Origin of the sequence: Selenomonas sp. GACV-9 (assembly GCA_900116485.1) — a bacterium.
In the GTDB taxonomy this organism is placed as follows: Bacteria; Bacillota; Negativicutes; order Selenomonadales; family Selenomonadaceae; genus Selenomonas_A; species Selenomonas_A ruminantium_G.
The window spans coordinates 209,481-223,437 of sequence record FPAX01000001.1; the positions used below are offsets into that span (position 1 = coordinate 209,481).

The 13,957-nt window shown below is 52.2% G+C and carries 16 protein-coding genes; 5 read left to right on the forward strand and 11 right to left on the reverse strand.

Features of this window, described 5'->3' with window-relative positions; genetic code table 11:
* Positions 1 to 74 precede the first annotated feature (74 nt).
* Entirely contained in the window at positions 75 to 311 is a 237-nt protein-coding gene (locus BM322_RS00965; protein ID WP_075428040.1) for a helix-turn-helix transcriptional regulator, read from the forward strand.
* Positions 308 to 487, forward strand: a complete 180-nt coding sequence (locus BM322_RS13375; RefSeq protein ID WP_143102145.1) for a hypothetical protein — start codon at positions 308 to 310, stop codon at positions 485 to 487. Before BM322_RS00965 ends, BM322_RS13375 begins: the two co-directional genes overlap by 4 nt.
* A 240-nt stretch (positions 488 to 727) precedes the next feature.
* Here BM322_RS13375 and BM322_RS00970 read toward each other — a convergent pair whose 3' ends face one another.
* Positions 728 to 1,213 (reverse strand): DUF2321 domain-containing protein, encoded by a 486-nt coding sequence (locus tag BM322_RS00970; RefSeq protein WP_075428041.1) that lies wholly within the window; start codon positions 1,211 to 1,213, stop codon positions 728 to 730.
* A gap of 244 nt (positions 1,214 to 1,457) precedes the next feature.
* Here BM322_RS00970 and BM322_RS00975 point away from each other — a divergent pair, with 244 nt between their 5' ends.
* Positions 1,458 to 1,661: a hypothetical protein gene (locus BM322_RS00975; RefSeq protein ID WP_075428042.1), complete on the forward strand. Its 204-nt coding sequence runs from the start codon at positions 1,458 to 1,460 to the stop codon at positions 1,659 to 1,661.
* A gap of 301 nt (positions 1,662 to 1,962) precedes the next feature.
* On the opposite strand, the gene BM322_RS00980 is transcribed toward BM322_RS00975, so the two are convergent.
* Both BM322_RS00980 and BM322_RS00985 read right to left on the reverse strand, forming a co-directional pair.
* Entirely contained in the window at positions 1,963 to 3,294 is a 1,332-nt protein-coding gene (locus tag BM322_RS00980) for an NlpC/P60 family protein (RefSeq protein WP_082334266.1), read from the reverse strand.
* A 15-nt stretch (positions 3,295 to 3,309) separates the two neighbouring features.
* Complete coding sequence (locus BM322_RS00985; protein WP_082334267.1) at positions 3,310 to 4,722, reverse strand: protein O-GlcNAcase; 1,413 nt, start codon at positions 4,720 to 4,722, stop codon at positions 3,310 to 3,312.
* Positions 4,723 to 4,894: 172 nt separating this feature from the next.
* On the opposite strand from BM322_RS00985, the gene lexA reads away from it, so the two are divergent.
* On the forward strand, positions 4,895 to 5,509 hold the full coding sequence (gene lexA, locus BM322_RS00990; RefSeq protein WP_075428044.1) for a transcriptional repressor LexA: 615 nt from the start codon (positions 4,895 to 4,897) through the stop codon (positions 5,507 to 5,509).
* An 89-nt stretch (positions 5,510 to 5,598) separates the two neighbouring features.
* On the opposite strand, the gene BM322_RS00995 is transcribed toward lexA, so the two are convergent.
* From BM322_RS00995 to BM322_RS01025, 7 genes are all read right to left on the reverse strand, one after another.
* Positions 5,599 to 6,843 carry a methionine gamma-lyase family protein gene (locus BM322_RS00995; protein ID WP_075428045.1) on the reverse strand — a complete coding sequence of 415 codons (1,245 nt, stop codon included), beginning with the start codon at positions 6,841 to 6,843 and terminating at the stop codon, positions 5,599 to 5,601.
* A gap of 5 nt (positions 6,844 to 6,848) precedes the next feature.
* Positions 6,849 to 8,651, reverse strand: a complete 1,803-nt coding sequence (hflX, locus tag BM322_RS01000) for a GTPase HflX (protein WP_075428046.1) — start codon at positions 8,649 to 8,651, stop codon at positions 6,849 to 6,851.
* A 9-nt stretch (positions 8,652 to 8,660) separates the two neighbouring features.
* Positions 8,661 to 9,662 (reverse strand): nucleoid-associated protein, encoded by a 1,002-nt coding sequence (locus tag BM322_RS01005; protein WP_075428047.1) that lies wholly within the window; start codon positions 9,660 to 9,662, stop codon positions 8,661 to 8,663.
* On the reverse strand, positions 9,659 to 10,393 hold the full coding sequence (locus BM322_RS01010) for a hypothetical protein (protein ID WP_075428048.1): 735 nt from the start codon (positions 10,391 to 10,393) through the stop codon (positions 9,659 to 9,661). The genes BM322_RS01005 and BM322_RS01010 overlap by 4 nt, the downstream gene beginning before the upstream one ends.
* 130 nt (positions 10,394 to 10,523) lie before the next feature.
* Positions 10,524 to 11,153: a lactate utilization protein gene (locus tag BM322_RS01015; protein WP_075428049.1), complete on the reverse strand. Its 630-nt coding sequence runs from the start codon at positions 11,151 to 11,153 to the stop codon at positions 10,524 to 10,526.
* Between the two features lie 75 nt (positions 11,154 to 11,228).
* Positions 11,229 to 11,825, reverse strand: coding sequence for a cyclopropane-fatty-acyl-phospholipid synthase family protein (locus BM322_RS01020; protein WP_075428050.1), 597 nt, complete (start codon positions 11,823 to 11,825; stop codon positions 11,229 to 11,231).
* A gap of 66 nt (positions 11,826 to 11,891) precedes the next feature.
* The gene (locus BM322_RS01025) at positions 11,892 to 12,692 is read right to left on the reverse strand and encodes a hypothetical protein (protein ID WP_075428051.1); all 801 of its coding nucleotides are present in this window, start codon (positions 12,690 to 12,692) and stop codon (positions 11,892 to 11,894) included.
* Between the two features lie 183 nt (positions 12,693 to 12,875).
* Between BM322_RS01025 and BM322_RS01030 the strand changes: the two genes are divergently transcribed.
* Complete coding sequence (locus tag BM322_RS01030) at positions 12,876 to 13,424, forward strand: hypothetical protein (protein WP_143102146.1); 549 nt, start codon at positions 12,876 to 12,878, stop codon at positions 13,422 to 13,424.
* A gap of 42 nt (positions 13,425 to 13,466) precedes the next feature.
* Here BM322_RS01030 and BM322_RS01035 read toward each other — a convergent pair whose 3' ends face one another.
* Positions 13,467 to 13,757, reverse strand: coding sequence for a hypothetical protein (locus BM322_RS01035; protein WP_075428053.1), 291 nt, complete (start codon positions 13,755 to 13,757; stop codon positions 13,467 to 13,469).
* Positions 13,758 to 13,957 lie beyond the last annotated feature (200 nt).

Below are 13,957 nucleotides of genomic sequence, written 5' to 3' on the forward strand. Positions count from 1 at the left end.
TTATAGCCATGGACGGACGAGACTCGTATTGCAACAGGAAAACCGTCCGAAAATTCGTAAGGAGGTAAATAAGAATGTTTCCAAATCTAAAGGCAGAGATGGCCCGTTACGGTCTTAGCTACGCTCAGGTAGCTGCGGCGGTTGGTCGTAATCCGGCATGGCTGGACGCCAAGCTGAGAGGTAAGGGCAATATCTCAATTCAAGAAGCGCTCATCATCCACGACAAATTCTTCCCGAATATGGATTACGGATATTTGTTCGCGGGAGAACCGGTAACCAGTGTTGGGGCAGTAAAGGAGGCAACTGCATGAGTAATTCATTAGTCGAAGTCAGCAACAATCAGATTGTAGCGGACAGCCGTTGGGTGGCGGAAGTGTCTGGGAAAGAGCACAAGGATTTCTTCGAAGGACAGGCTCAACGCCGCCCAGCAGCTTTTCAAGCGCTTCCCGCGTCAGATGGATGTGGCAGAACAGAAGGATCGCATTAAGCGCCTTGCTTCCGAACTGGAGAGCTTGGAGAAAGCAAACGGCGTAGAGTCAGTGCAGATTGTTGATGATTTGAGGGAGGACGACACGGATGAGGAATAAAAAATGCCTGCACTGTGGTCGGACAGTACAGGCGGGGAATTTTTGCTCAAAGTGTGGTAAAAAAATGTTAAAAGTCTGTAATTGTTGGGTGCTGAATAAACCTCACAACTGTGGCAGAGAAAAGTGCCCAGGTGTACGGCTTATGACGGCCAAATAATCTTTTTAGCCGTTTCAGACATTACATCCACGAAGATATCTCGCAGACATGAACCGGCATAGTCTGGGAGTTTTGCCAGGTAGCGCTTAATTTTATTCGCGGATACAGAAGTCATGGGCGTATCGGTCATTATATTGGGGAAACACTTGTTGAGTTTCTCCTGTTCCTCCATTGTCAGTTCTTCCATATCAGCAACTAATTCTTGCGCGGCATCTAATTTTCGCTGTGTCCAAGGAAAAGGCTCCCCGCAATGATGACAATATGCTGGTGGGTGGTAGCTCATACTCATACGTCCAAAGGCATTTGGCACATGATATCTGCCCCGGATTGGTGCATCACATGACGGACAAGTAGTTATAGTCTTTTCCCCACATAAAGAGCAAAAATCTGAGCAAAGTGCAGTGTTTGTTGTGTCATCAGTAGTTGCATGACCATTTAAGCAGACCTGCGCATTTTTGTAACAACCCATTAGATCACCTCCTTCCAATAGTCAATTATATCACTGGAGGAATTATAGTGCAGAACGTGGTTAGCCTTTTTCAGTGGGAAGTACACACCTATTTCTGAGGGACGGCTGTAAAAGAGCGGCGTACAGATAAGTGGGCGGCTGCATTTTTAAGCCCAGACGGTCAGGAGTTTAATTTAGAGTGCTTGAATGTTGAGATACACTAAAATGGGATTGAGTTTATTGATGCGTAAGGAGGACGACACGGATGACGACGATAAGGCTGAGTAATATTGTGGCCCAATCGTTCTGGGGCGTGCATCAGGATATCAAGCGGCACGGCCATACCTATTACTGGATGAAGGGCGGCTGCGGTTCTACCAAATCCTCATTCGTGAGTACCGAGATTCCCCAGCTTTTAATTCAGAATCCCGACTGCCACGCGGTGGTGCAAATTTGTCTGCAAAAATAAGGATTTATCTGCAAAATGCCTGCAAACGCTTGATATGTATTTAGATATGCTTAGCCAACGAAAAGCCGTCAGCCTTTAATAACAATGGACTGACGGCTTTTCGTTGGCTTTATTTGATTATTGCGCCGCATTACTTCCGATAAGTATAAATTATCGGAAGTAATTGTATGAGTGATATTTAAAGGGCGCTCAGAGCTTGTTCTAGCGATTTTATTTGCTGACGCATAAACTTATATGCGTCGTGCTTTTAAAACCGCTCAGAACGGCTCTGAGCGCCCCGTTTTTTCGTGCGGAAATTTTTTTATTTTATACTGCCGATGCTTGATGTGCCATCGATGGTTTGTGTGCCTTGGCTGTTTTGATATGTCAAATCTGATACGATGACTTGGCGGATGTAATGTTTCTGGGCGTCGACTTTGTAATCGTAATAGCTGCTGGCTGAATGGATGACCATCGGTACGCCATTATCATTTTGGCCGAGGTACATCATGACATGGCCAGGTTTAAAGCAAAGTGCCCCAGGTTTTGCCTGTTTGACTTCGTTATAGCGTTCGGTTGTTGACAAGCCGGCAAATGGCCGGTTGACTGGCATGGCGGCCTCCTGTTGATCGGCGTCTCTTGGGATATGGATGCCCATGCTGCGATAGACGTTCTGGACAAAGGAAGAGCAATCGACACTTTCATCCTGCCCGCCCCACCCATAGACATCGCCGAGGAACCGGAAGGCCTGACAGATGGTGTTGTTATAGCTGTAGGGCAGATAGCCTTGATGCAAGGTGTTATCAAGCTGAACTGGCGTGTTTACGAGCTCCAATCTTCCTTCAGCATTCTTGAGTGGCAGCTGCATGGCAAGGCGGCCATTATCATCTTTATGGCAGGGGATGGTCGCCCCCATCTGGTAAAGCGCTTTAGGTCCCCCACTGGCTTGGATTTCCTTCTTGTTGCTGATGACGACTACAAAGTCCTGTGGCTGGGCAAATGTCAGCCAGGTTTTATAGTCGGTAAGTGCTACCTTGGAGCTTTCAAGCCAGCCTTGATAATCTGACGACTGTACGAAGTAGAAGTTCCCGTCCTTGCTGACAGCGAGGACGGCTACGGCCTGGGCAGGATCGATTGCCGTGCCCTGAAGGTTATCGTAGTGGACATCGCCAGGCGCGCTGTACCAGCCGTCGCTGGTTGGCAACAGGCGGATATCACCGCGTTGTGTGGTCACGCCGTATTGTATAGTTACTGTTTCTGGCAGGTTGTCGGCGTTGCAGTTTTGGCGGACATAGTCCCATTCGGCAGCGGTAAGGATATGACTGCCTACATAAACGTCTGATGGCTTTTCTCCAGGCCAGTAATCCTGCATGGCGGCATAGATGCGGTTCTTTACCTGTTGACTGGTCAGCGTCGCCGGAAACGCAGCCAAGTCGCGCAAGGTCTCATTGCGTGCGCGCAGGGTTCTATTGAGATCCTTGATAGCCTTCTGATCCATCAGGATTTTTTCGCCCTCGGGCTGTCTGGTGGTCCAATATTCAGCAGTCGCCTGCTCGCCCTGTACAGCAATGGATGCCTCGGCTGGCAGAGCTTGGCAGAGGCTGAAGGCTGCGACAGTTACTGCGGTTATATAGCTATATCTTGGCAATTCCATATCGATGTTCCTCCTTTATTGTATGGTCAGGCTGCTTGCTAGTTCGTTGAGAAAGGCCCGTGCCGAGGTTTCGGCAATCTTTGCCTTTTCGTCGTGAGCGATTACATCTTGGCGCTGACGGATAAACTGTTCCTTGAGCGTTTTGTCATCGGGCTGCTCACGCAGGCGCATTCCTGTAAGGTCAGCGTCCACGATGCGAATCAGCTGTTCAATCTGCGGCTGGCATTCTGATAGTGTCTTTGCGGGCAGGTTTTGCTTTAGCGATGCAGCCGATTTTTTGAGCGCTGTGAGGTGTTCAGTCAGTTGCTGGGTGCTGGCCCCATCAGACGACTGCCAATAGGCATCGATGTATTGGCGCAGTTCCTGTCCGTCAGCCGGGCCAATCTTTGCCCAGTTGTTTTCAAGATGCTGGGATTCCGCCGCCACGCGTTTCATATCGCTGGCAAGATTCCCATATTGCTGGGCGATGGCTTTTTCCCAGGCGGCCTGCGTTTGATAGAGCTGCGGTGCTCGTGCATAGTCAGCGCCAGTTGCCAGAGCAATCTTTGACAGCTGTTCGTGTTTCATCGGATTGAAGAAGATGGCTGGTATAGAAGTTTTGGTCGGCAGTTTTTCTATTGGCCCCAGTGCAAGCTTTGATTCCATATAATCGGTAACGGGATAGTTCCACCAGATGCCAAGGGCGCGGCCGTAAAGGTTGTCCGCTGCCTGCAGTTGCGCATCGGACAGGCCGTCTGGCACCACGCCATCACCTGTATAGAGCACCTGGATTTCGGGATTCAAGGTCGTCGAGAAATCCCGTGTATACGGTTTCAATTCGCCATCAACCTGCATATCTTTATAGAAATACTCAGTCGGTACGGTCAGCAGCGGATTGACATCTTTATGGGCCGCTACAAAATGCTCAGAAATCCAGTTCAGTAACTTTGCTTGTCCCTTGCCATCCTTATCTTGGATGTCATCAAAGAATATGGCAAAGTCGCGCACGCCTAAATCGTACATGGCCTGTAGCTTGCGTTCCATGGCCAGTCGATCCTGATAGCTTTTGAGTCCGCTGAAATGTATGTCGAGCCCTGGCGATACGGCGAAGATGAACCGGACATTTTGGGCTTTGGCCGCCTTGATAAGGGCAGAAAGCTCTTGCATCTTGGCGGCAGGATACGGCTCACGCCATTTGGCCCGATGATAAGGATCGTCCTTGGGGGCATAGATGTAGGCATTGAGATCCTGTGTATGGCAGAATGCAAGGATGTCCAAGCGCTCGGCCTGCTGCCAAGGCGTGCCGTAGAAGCCCTCGATGATTCCGCGCAGCGGAATCGGCGTGGCCTCTATAACAGAGCTGTTGCCTAAGACACTTGAAAAGACAAGCCCGCCAGCCAATACGATGGCTGCTTTTCTTAGCGACAAGGCACGAGGAAATAAACGCATAACGAAACTCCCTTCCGTATAGTCAGTATTGTCAGTAATCGGATTATAGATTTATTATAGCATTTTTGCTGCGTTAACGGAAAAAAATTGCGAAAATCAGTTCCATAGCGAACATATATATGGTACAATAGAACATAAGAATAGTTAGTTACGTTGTTAGGAGGCAATAATTATGCGTAAGACGCAGACTTCCAGTGAGCGCCAGAAAGAAATCTTCCAATATATCAAATCGTTCCTGCTCGAAAAGGGCTACCCACCTTCGGTACGTGAAATCGGCAAGGCTGTAGGCCTCAAATCCAGCTCGACGGTGCATGGCTATCTCTCCCGCCTGGAGGAAAACGGCATGATCAAGCGCGATCCGACCAAGCCGCGTGCCATCGACATCCTGGATGAGAAGCCCTGGGGCAAGAACGTCGCCGTTCCACTCGTAGGCACGGTCACGGCTGGCATGCCGATCTTCGCAGAAGATAATGTGCAGGATGTCTATTCGTTCCCGCAGAATCTCCTTGGTACGGCTGACAAGACCTTCATGCTCAAGGTATCGGGCGAGAGCATGATCAACGCGGGCATCTACGACGGCGACTTCGTCATGGTCCGCCAGCAGGATTCCGCCAACGACGGCGATATCGTCGTCGCCCTTGTCGACAAGGAAGGTGCTACGGTAAAACGCATCTATCGCGAGAAAGACTGCTTCCGCCTGCAGCCGGAGAACGATACGATGAAACCGTTCTATGAAAAAGACGTCAACGTCCTCGGCAAGGTAATCGGCATCTATCGTCAGATGTAATGGCTGACATGTCAATCCTATAGTCAAAAATGACCAGTCAAATCGCTTTCGGTTTGACTGGTCATTTTTATTGGACTTTTTCCGGTTGATTATTTGTCAACATCAAGCACTGCCTGAGCTGCGCCCATGACGCCGATCATGGCGTGTTCGAAGGTCAGGCCGCCCTGCAGGTAGACGTTGTAGGGTGCGCGCATGGGACCATCGGCGCTGAATTCGATCGAGGCGCCCTGGACGAAGGTGCCAGCGGCCATGATGATCTGGTCGGCGTAGCCAGGCATATCCCACGGCTCGGGCGCTGCGTAGGAGTCCACCGGCGAGTATTTCTGGATGCCGCCGCAGAAGGCGATGAGTTTTTCCGCCGAGCCGAGCTCGATGGCCTGGATGATGTCGCCGCGGACATCGGTGGGCAGTGGCAGCGTCTTGTAGCCGAGCTTGGCGAACATGCCAGCGGCAAAGAGCGCGCCCTTGATGGCCTGGGCAACGACATGGGGTGCCAGGAACAGGCCCTGGAACAGCAGGCGGTTATTGGCAAGGCTTGCGCCCAGCTCATCCCCCATGCCCGGTGCGGTCAAGCGGTAGGAGGCCAGCTCCACGAGCTTGTCCTTGCCGGCGATATAGCCGCCCGTCGGAGCGATACCGCCGCCCGGGTTCTTGATCAGGGAGCCAGCCATGATGTCAGCGCCGACCTGGGTCGGTTCGAGGGTGTCCACGAACTCGCCATAGCAGTTGTCGACAAAGCAGATGCAGTCGGGCTTGAGGCGATGGACTTCGGCCGTGATGGCGCGGATGTCTTCGATCGAGAGCGGATTGCGCATGCTGTAGCCGCGGGAGCGCTGGATCTCCACCATCTTCGTCTTGTCGGTGATGACGTTCTTGATGCCATCCATATCGACCTTGCCATCAATCATCGGCAGCTCGTTGTAGAGCACGCCGAATTCCTTGAGGGAGCCGGGGCTCGGGTTGTCGTAGCCGATGACGGTCTGCATCGTATCGTAGGGTTTGCCCGTCAGCGAGACGAGCTCATCGCCGGGACGCAGGATGCCGAATAAGACCGTTGCCAGCGCATGGGTGCCCGAGACGAACTGCGTGCGCACCAGAGCGCGCTCGGCGCCGAAGATATGAGCGTAGAGCTCCTCGAGCTTACCGCGGCCGATGTCGTCGTAGGCATAGCCCGACGTGGTGTTGAAATGGGCATCGGACACCTTGCATTCACGCATGGCATCGAGTACCTTCAAGGTGTTGGCCTCAGCGACTTCATCGACATGGGCGAAAAGCGGCTGGGTCTCGGCAAGGACCTCTTTTTTGAGGTCAAGGATCTTCTGGGAAAATGACACGAAAATTACTCCTTACTATATGGTAGATATTTATCTTTCTCGGAAACGGGCAGGCTGACTTCGACAAGGGTCCCCTGCTCCACGTATTCGGTGGAACGGATGGCGTTGAGTCCGTGTAGCTGCGTGATGACACTGCCCTGGTCATAGGGAATCAGGAGCGTCAGCTTTATCTGGCTCTCCTGGAAGAAGCCTTCGATCTTGGCCTGTAGGGCATCGAGGTTTTCGCCGGTGCGCGCCGAGATGCAGATGCCTTCGCGGTCGTGGAGCACCTGCTGGCGCAGATTGTCGTTATCGATGCGATCGGCCTTGTTGAAGACATAGAGGGTCGGCTTGGCCTCAGCGTCCAGTTCCTTGAGCACCTCGATGACCGCGGCGATCTGCTGCTCGAAGTTCACGTTGCTGCAGTCGACCACGTGCAGCAGCATATCGGCTTCCTGTACCTCCTCGAGCGTCGCGCGGAAGGCAGTGACGAGTGTATGGGGCAGCTTCTGGATAAAGCCGACGGTATCGGTCAGCAGGATTTCCTGCTTCTCGGGCAGTACGAGATGGCGCGTGGTAGGATCAAGGGTCGCGAACAGCTTGTCCTCAGCAAAGACCTCCGAGCCCGTGAGCTTGTTCAGCAGCGTCGATTTGCCCGCATTGGTGTAGCCGACGAGCGCAACCAGCGGAATCCGCGATTCCTTGCGGCGGACGCGATGCAAATCGCGGCTTTTCTTTAGCCCTTCGATTTGTTTCTCGATATCATGGATCTTGGCATATATCCGGCGGCGGTCTACCTCAAGCTTCGTTTCGCCGGGGCCGCGTGTGCCGATGCCGCCGCCTAGACGCGAGAGCACGAGGCCCTGGCCGCCAAGGCGCGGCAGATTGTACCTCAGCTGCGCAAGCTCGACTTGCAGCTTGCCTTCGCGCGAGCGGGCGCGTTGGGCAAAGATATCGAGAATCAATGCCGTGCGGTCAATGACCTTGACTCCGAGTATCTGCTCGAGATTATGCTGCTGGGACGGCGTGAGTTCATCATCTAAAATCAAGAGATTGGCGTTGGTGTTCTGAATCTCCATCGCAATCTCGGAGACCTTGCCCTTGCCGAGGAAAAAGGCCGCGTCGGGCTTTTCCTTGCGCTGGGTGAACTGACCGACTATCTTGGCACCAGCCGTATCGGCAAGCCGGGCAAGCTCGGCCATCGACTCCTCGATGGTCCAGAGCTGCTGGCCCGGCCGCTCGACACCTGCGAGGATGGCGCATTCCTCTTCCGCATCGGTATTCTTCAGATTCTGCGCGCCAAGTTTTTTGTTGACGACGGTCACGAGCATATTGAGGTTGATTTGGTCAAGCACTTTTGCCTTGACCGGACCGAGCTGCGACAGCTCCTCAATTCCCTCGTCGTTCTGCTCGCCGGTAAAGAATCCCAGTGAGCCGATGACGCCTTCCTTATGGTGGCGGCCGATGGCTGCCATGCAGTCGAAGCGCAGCCGCCGCAGGGAGGACAGGTCCGGCTCGCTAAGCCGCACATCACCGCTGGGATGCGTATGGATGCAGCGGATGCCGGATAGCCGGCGGTCGCTGCGGGCCTGCCGCTGGAACTCGGGCAGGTCGACGGTATCGGCATCGCCGAGGGACACTTGCACGATCTTGCCCTGCCGGTTGATATAGACGGCCACCTCGCGCTCGAGGATATCCGTGACCTCGAGCATGCGCTCGTTGAGCTCCTTGGTCGATAGCTGCCCGATGGGCACGGAGAGCTCATAGATAGCCTTGAGTTTATCCAATATGTAGGTTTTTATATTTGCTAAATCGCCATTTACCTGCATAATCGCTCCTTATCCGCGGTTGATGATGTTCGAGATATGCTTGAGCGTAATCGACAGTGTCCCGTCGTCGTTGTTGTTGAACTCGACGAACTCGGTATTATCGAAGTAATCCGTCGGGATGGTCAGCTCAATGCCCGTATCGGTCTTGAGCTTATGCTTGCACATCTTCTTGAGCGTGGCTTCCTGATCCATCTTGACAGGCTCGGTAAAGCCTGCGTCCTTTATGGCCGTATCGAAGTCCGCCTGCATCGAGGGATTCTCCTTGAAGATTTCCTTGCCGGCTTCGACCAGGTCGAGCTCATCGCTTTCCTGCATATTCTCGGCCACATAGCTCTTGACGGCCGCCTCAGTGGCGACCTTGTCCTGCCCGTAAGCCTCGGCGACTTTAGCCGCCGTCTTGCTGAGATTCTTGATGGCTTCCTTCGGCGAAGGTGTCAGGCTGCATTCGAGCAGGATTTCGGGAAAGACCTGGATGCTGTTGCCATCGATCGTATACTTTTTCGCACAGACCGAGACTGCCTTGGTCTCCGTATTGACGAAGGCGAACTCCTCCATCTTCTGCGTGAGACTGGGCATGATCGAATAATGGTTGATGATTTCGTTCTTGATGCCGTTTTCGGTCTGGTTGACCTGATGCGTGTAGCCGATATGGCTGTTCGACTTGAAGACGACGATCTGCCGCTGATCGTCGATACGCACATCAGCCACAATCACATCGGCTGATGCCATTTCCTCCGCATGCGTAAAGGCCTCTTCGAGTGTTTTTGTAATCTCTTTGGAAAATGGCACAAAGCCCATTTCGCCGGACAGATAGGCGCCCAGCGTTTGCTGGAACGCACTGTCATCATAAAACGTCCCTGGCTTCGCGTCCTGGCTGCCCCAGGATTTTTCGATATGTTTATAGAGAAATGTCTCGATGCTGTCCTTGACTGTAAGCTCCTCATCGGAGTAGACGGTCATGCCGGAATTGAAATCGAGAATATGCAAGATGGCTTTATCAATGATAATCATACGGGCGGTTCTCCCTCCTCTTTCTGTGCCTTAGCTGCATGGTCAGCTGCCTCTTTCTGCGCACGCGCACGCACCTCACGCAGACGCGGCAGCATGTGCTGGCGGAGCTTTTCCTCAAGCTCGGGCAGCTCGTTGGAATCGAAGTCGTAGTTGACATCGGGGATATTCCAGATGCGGGCCTCGGCAAAGAACTCGTCGCGATAGATGTTATAGTAGACCGTGAAGCTGCTCTCCAGCGCAAAGTCGACATAATCGATGACGATATACGAGCCATTGTTGATCTTGACTGGCTGCGCCGGCCGGATAAAGAGCGTAAATCCCTCCAATGTCTCAGGCAGCTTGGCACCGTTTTCCCATTCCATGATTTTCTTATCGCGGACAATCGAACTAAGCGCGGCAGGATTGAACTCCATCATATCCATGAGCATCTGCTCGAACTGCTTGACCAACAGCTGCTCGAAGTCGGCGAGCTTGGCCGTGATGAACTCGATGCGGCAGAACTCGATGAGGCCGATTTTCAGGCGCACCTTGTACTCGTGGGTTTCCTCATGGAAATATACGATGGCGCTTTTATGCAGTTCTTCATTCACATAGCGGTAAAGATCGTAGCTGTCCTTGTCGATCGCCTTTGACCGGTCAAGGGTGAAGCCGTGCCAGCTCTCTGGCAGATCCTTCATGTATTGCCAGTCGGCAATCTCCGCATCGACTTTCTCAATGGTCTCGTCCTTCATCCACACACCCGCTTTCCTAGGAGTCTACAAACAAATATTATACCACGAAACCTCCGCGAGGACTACTTTCCGCACATGAAAAAGGCAATCGTCAGGATACTGGCGATTGCCCATGGCCGGCTGCTGGTCATCAGAATCCGAGGTCGTCGTTGACGAGGATTACCTGGATGCGGCCCTTATGCTTCGAATACCGCGTAATGAGGAACTGGCAGCAGATGGTGTCAGGGCTCTTGCAATCGAAGCAGGCACCGGTCTTGGCGCAGGGCGTATCGAGGCCGAAGCGCTGGGCGTTGATGGGAGCCGCCACGTTGCGGGCGCGTTTCATGGCGCCGTCAAGGTCACCGCAGACCTTGTTGAGCCCCACGATGAAGAGGACCTTCTTCGGTCCCTGGGCGATGGCCGATACGCGGTTGGCATTGCCATCGATATTGACGAGCACGCCGTCGCGGGTCATCGAATTGGTGCTCGTGAGGAATACATCGGCATCGTAGGCCAGCAGCATCGCCTGCCGGCGATCCTCAAACTTGTCGCGGTCGATAAAGTTATAGTTGCCCTCAATTAGCGCCTTGGCAAGGCCGATTTCATGCACGCTCATGCCGCCGCCCATCGTGACCGTGCTGCCTTCGGGGATAAGGTCCAAGGCAAGTTTCAAGGCTTCTTCTTTGCTCGATGCATAAAAGCCTTCCATATTGCGTGATGCCAGGCCTTTGATTACGGTCTGGGCCAGCAGTTCGTTACGCTTTACAATATTTTCGTTCATTTGCTCTCCTCCATTATTCTGGCTTATTTTGCTCCTGCGGAACTCTTTCGGCAAACTTGCGCTAAATCCTGCTCATTAGGCCAGAAACTTATAAACTAGCACTTCTTCGCGGCCATCGGATTCTTTGAATAAATCGTTACAGGGGATGGTCTCGACTGGTGTAAGTCGTTCCTCAGCGGCAAGATAATCGCGGTAATATGCCGACGGGTAGTAGAAAAACAGCAGGATTTCACGTGGTGCTTGTCGATATGACGTCGCTAAATGCTCCATGACCAGGCGCAGGATTTCTACCGAAAACGGATTGAAGAAAAACACGCGGTCCACTTCTGCTGGTACCGTGTAGTCGGCCGCATCAATAAGCGTAAGAGTTACACGGCCGCCTGCGACGGCCTGCTGTTTATTCTGCTTGGCGCGCGCAAAAAGCCGCTCGTTATACTCAATGCCGATGGCCCGGCATTTTGTCTGATACGCGAGAAAAAAATCCACGCGCCCCTTGCCGCAGCCGTAATCAAGCAATGTGTTGCGTTTAGTGAAATAGCCGCTGTTTGCGAGCCGCTCGAGGACACAATAATCGGTCGGTTCATAGGGAAAGCGCACCAAATCAGCAATGCTGTCATCCCTGCCCGTTGTCCGTATGCCAAGGATATTATCCCATTCGGAATCTATTGTCATGCCAACTCCTTTCGTGAGTAAAAAAGAACCGCCCCTGTCCTAAGAGACGGCTCATCCATGCATCGTTTATGAATTGCCTGCCGGAGGAATCGTTACTTCGCCAGCGGCACCTATCTGTGGTACATCCCCGCTCATATCGATAGCGACCTGCGTTTCATACGTCGGATACTCGCTGAGCGGTTTGGTCGAGTAATCCTTGGGCTCCTGTTCCTCAGCCCGCTGGCGAGCGTTATCCTCAGAAATCTTGCGGTCGCGCTCTCGGCTTTCGCGGTCCTCTCGGATTTTTTCCAGTGCCCCGGCAGATTTTGCCATGGCATAAAGCTCTGATGAAAATTCGGCTAGCTCCTTTTCATCCTCCGGCGAGACATGGCGGCCACGCATAAGGCGCATGGCCGTCTGCGTCACTCGGGACTGCTGCTGGGCGGCTTTCTTCCAGCCATCGGCAGACTGCCGGGCACTAGATAGCTGCTGCTCCATCATGAACTGGTTCATGGCGTTTTGGCGGTCCTTTTCCATCTGCTTGCCCGCTGCCATGAGTTCTTTTTGCTGCTGTTTGTCCAGTGTGACTTTCTGGCCATTAACCATCATGTACCCGAGTTTTACAACGCGGCTGATTTCCGCAGTACTGCGAAAACGCGCGGTAAATTTGCCATTCCCACGGTCGATGACATCGAGCCAGTCCATCGTTTCTTCGGGCTGCTCCATTGCCATTGCCTTTTCCTTTTCCTGCAGTGCCCGCGCAGCCTCCGATATCTCGGCGGAATCGGAAGTTTCGCCTCGGTCGGCCTTTTTCGTATTCTCCTTTGGCGAAACAGCTTTCGTCAAACTTCCCGTAAGGCTTGCTATGGAATCATTCAAAACACGCATGATTTATTCCTCCATGAATAAAAACACAACCATAATATTTCGAACGTTTTCTGCTTTGATTATAGCATATTTAGCGAAGGGATAATACGAAAATAAAATTGACATTGCAAACATTTTCCCCTTGTGCTATCCTAAACACAATGGAACGGTATTTACATATTTCTTTGCAGGGGGGGGATTATATTGAAACACATATCGATGACGAAAAAGGCAGCTATGCTACTCACGACTGGCATCTTACTAGCAGGCAGTCCGGCCATGACAAAGGCGGCAGATCCTGTTGCTGTGGGAAGGCCAAATCCAATGGTTGAATACGATTCTGTCATTACGGCGAAAAAAGCTGCTGGCTTTACGCCGCTTTACCTGCCGGAACTCTCTGGTTATCATGTCAAGGCGGTATATGTCTATCACAAGGACCTTGTCGATATCCGCTATGCTACCGCAGGCGACAGCCAGACACAGCTACATCTGCGTACAGCCAAAGCCGCAGCCCAGGCAAATGACGATATCAGCGGCATCTACAGCGTCAAATGGGAAAAAGAAACGATTGACGGCATCGAAGTCGCTATCGCCAAAGTCCCCGCCGCATCAAAGGCCGAACAGGACGGCTATGCAGCCCATTGGTCCGTAAACGGCATGCTCTTTTCCGCAACGGCCGAGCATATCGCCAAACCAGAATTCCTGCATATCTTGAAAACCGGTCTTGTCGACCTTTCGCGTCATTACTACTAAGTATATCGAAAAAGTCTTTGTGCCAGCGAGCGCAAAGACTTTTTATTTAACAATTGGTTTAATATATACGATATATAAAATAGGTAAAGATAGTTCTGTTTGTAAGTAACAACCAGGAAAGGTCGATAGATATGAAACGCTGGAAAACATTTGGGCTGCTATTCCTATTTGCCCTGGCCATTGCTCTTTGCGTTGTTTTTGACAATCGTTCTGTCCCTTTAAAGCAGCCAGTGCTTGAACAGGCAACATCAACCACACTGCAATACACAGGGCAAAGTCTGCCGTTCTCTTATCCACGGGAGATACAATCGCAAAAATAAAAGGCCCGACCATACAGCCGAGCCCCTGCTCAGGTAGCTATTCAGAGCAATTGTGCTGTTGCTGCGTTACTGCCGATCCAGCCACTTGCAGATGTAGTAGCTGATTACAGCTGCTACGACCGACAAAGAAAGGTTAATAAAAGCATCTATCAATAAGCAGGCTCCTCGGAGTAGCTACCGAGGGGCTTTTCTTATTGCTGCTTTAGGTGAATA

What these genes read in the sequence shown, in the direction of transcription:
- BM322_RS00975 (WP_075428042.1), top strand. Translation starts at nt 1,458, where the DNA reads ATGACGACGATAAGGCTGAGTAATATTGTGGCCCAATCGTTCTGGGGC.
- BM322_RS00970 (WP_075428041.1), bottom strand. Translation starts at nt 1,213, where the DNA reads ATGGGTTGTTACAAAAATGCGCAGGTCTGCTTAAATGGTCATGCAACT.
- lexA (WP_075428044.1), top strand. Translation starts at nt 4,895, where the DNA reads ATGCGTAAGACGCAGACTTCCAGTGAGCGCCAGAAAGAAATCTTCCAA.
- BM322_RS00985 (WP_082334267.1), bottom strand. Translation starts at nt 4,722, where the DNA reads ATGCGTTTATTTCCTCGTGCCTTGTCGCTAAGAAAAGCAGCCATCGTA.
- BM322_RS01020 (WP_075428050.1), bottom strand. Translation starts at nt 11,825, where the DNA reads ATGACAATAGATTCCGAATGGGATAATATCCTTGGCATACGGACAACG.
- BM322_RS01005 (WP_075428047.1), bottom strand. Translation starts at nt 9,662, where the DNA reads ATGATTATCATTGATAAAGCCATCTTGCATATTCTCGATTTCAATTCC.
- BM322_RS01015 (WP_075428049.1), bottom strand. Translation starts at nt 11,153, where the DNA reads ATGAACGAAAATATTGTAAAGCGTAACGAACTGCTGGCCCAGACCGTA.
- BM322_RS13375 (WP_143102145.1), top strand. Translation starts at nt 308, where the DNA reads ATGAGTAATTCATTAGTCGAAGTCAGCAACAATCAGATTGTAGCGGAC.
- BM322_RS01025 (WP_075428051.1), bottom strand. Translation starts at nt 12,692, where the DNA reads ATGCGTGTTTTGAATGATTCCATAGCAAGCCTTACGGGAAGTTTGACG.
- BM322_RS00965 (WP_075428040.1), top strand. Translation starts at nt 75, where the DNA reads ATGTTTCCAAATCTAAAGGCAGAGATGGCCCGTTACGGTCTTAGCTAC.
- BM322_RS01035 (WP_075428053.1), bottom strand. Translation starts at nt 13,757, where the DNA reads ATGGTCGGGCCTTTTATTTTTGCGATTGTATCTCCCGTGGATAAGAGA.
- BM322_RS00980 (WP_082334266.1), bottom strand. Translation starts at nt 3,294, where the DNA reads ATGGAATTGCCAAGATATAGCTATATAACCGCAGTAACTGTCGCAGCC.
- hflX (WP_075428046.1), bottom strand. Translation starts at nt 8,651, where the DNA reads ATGCAGGTAAATGGCGATTTAGCAAATATAAAAACCTACATATTGGAT.
- BM322_RS01010 (WP_075428048.1), bottom strand. Translation starts at nt 10,393, where the DNA reads ATGAAGGACGAGACCATTGAGAAAGTCGATGCGGAGATTGCCGACTGG.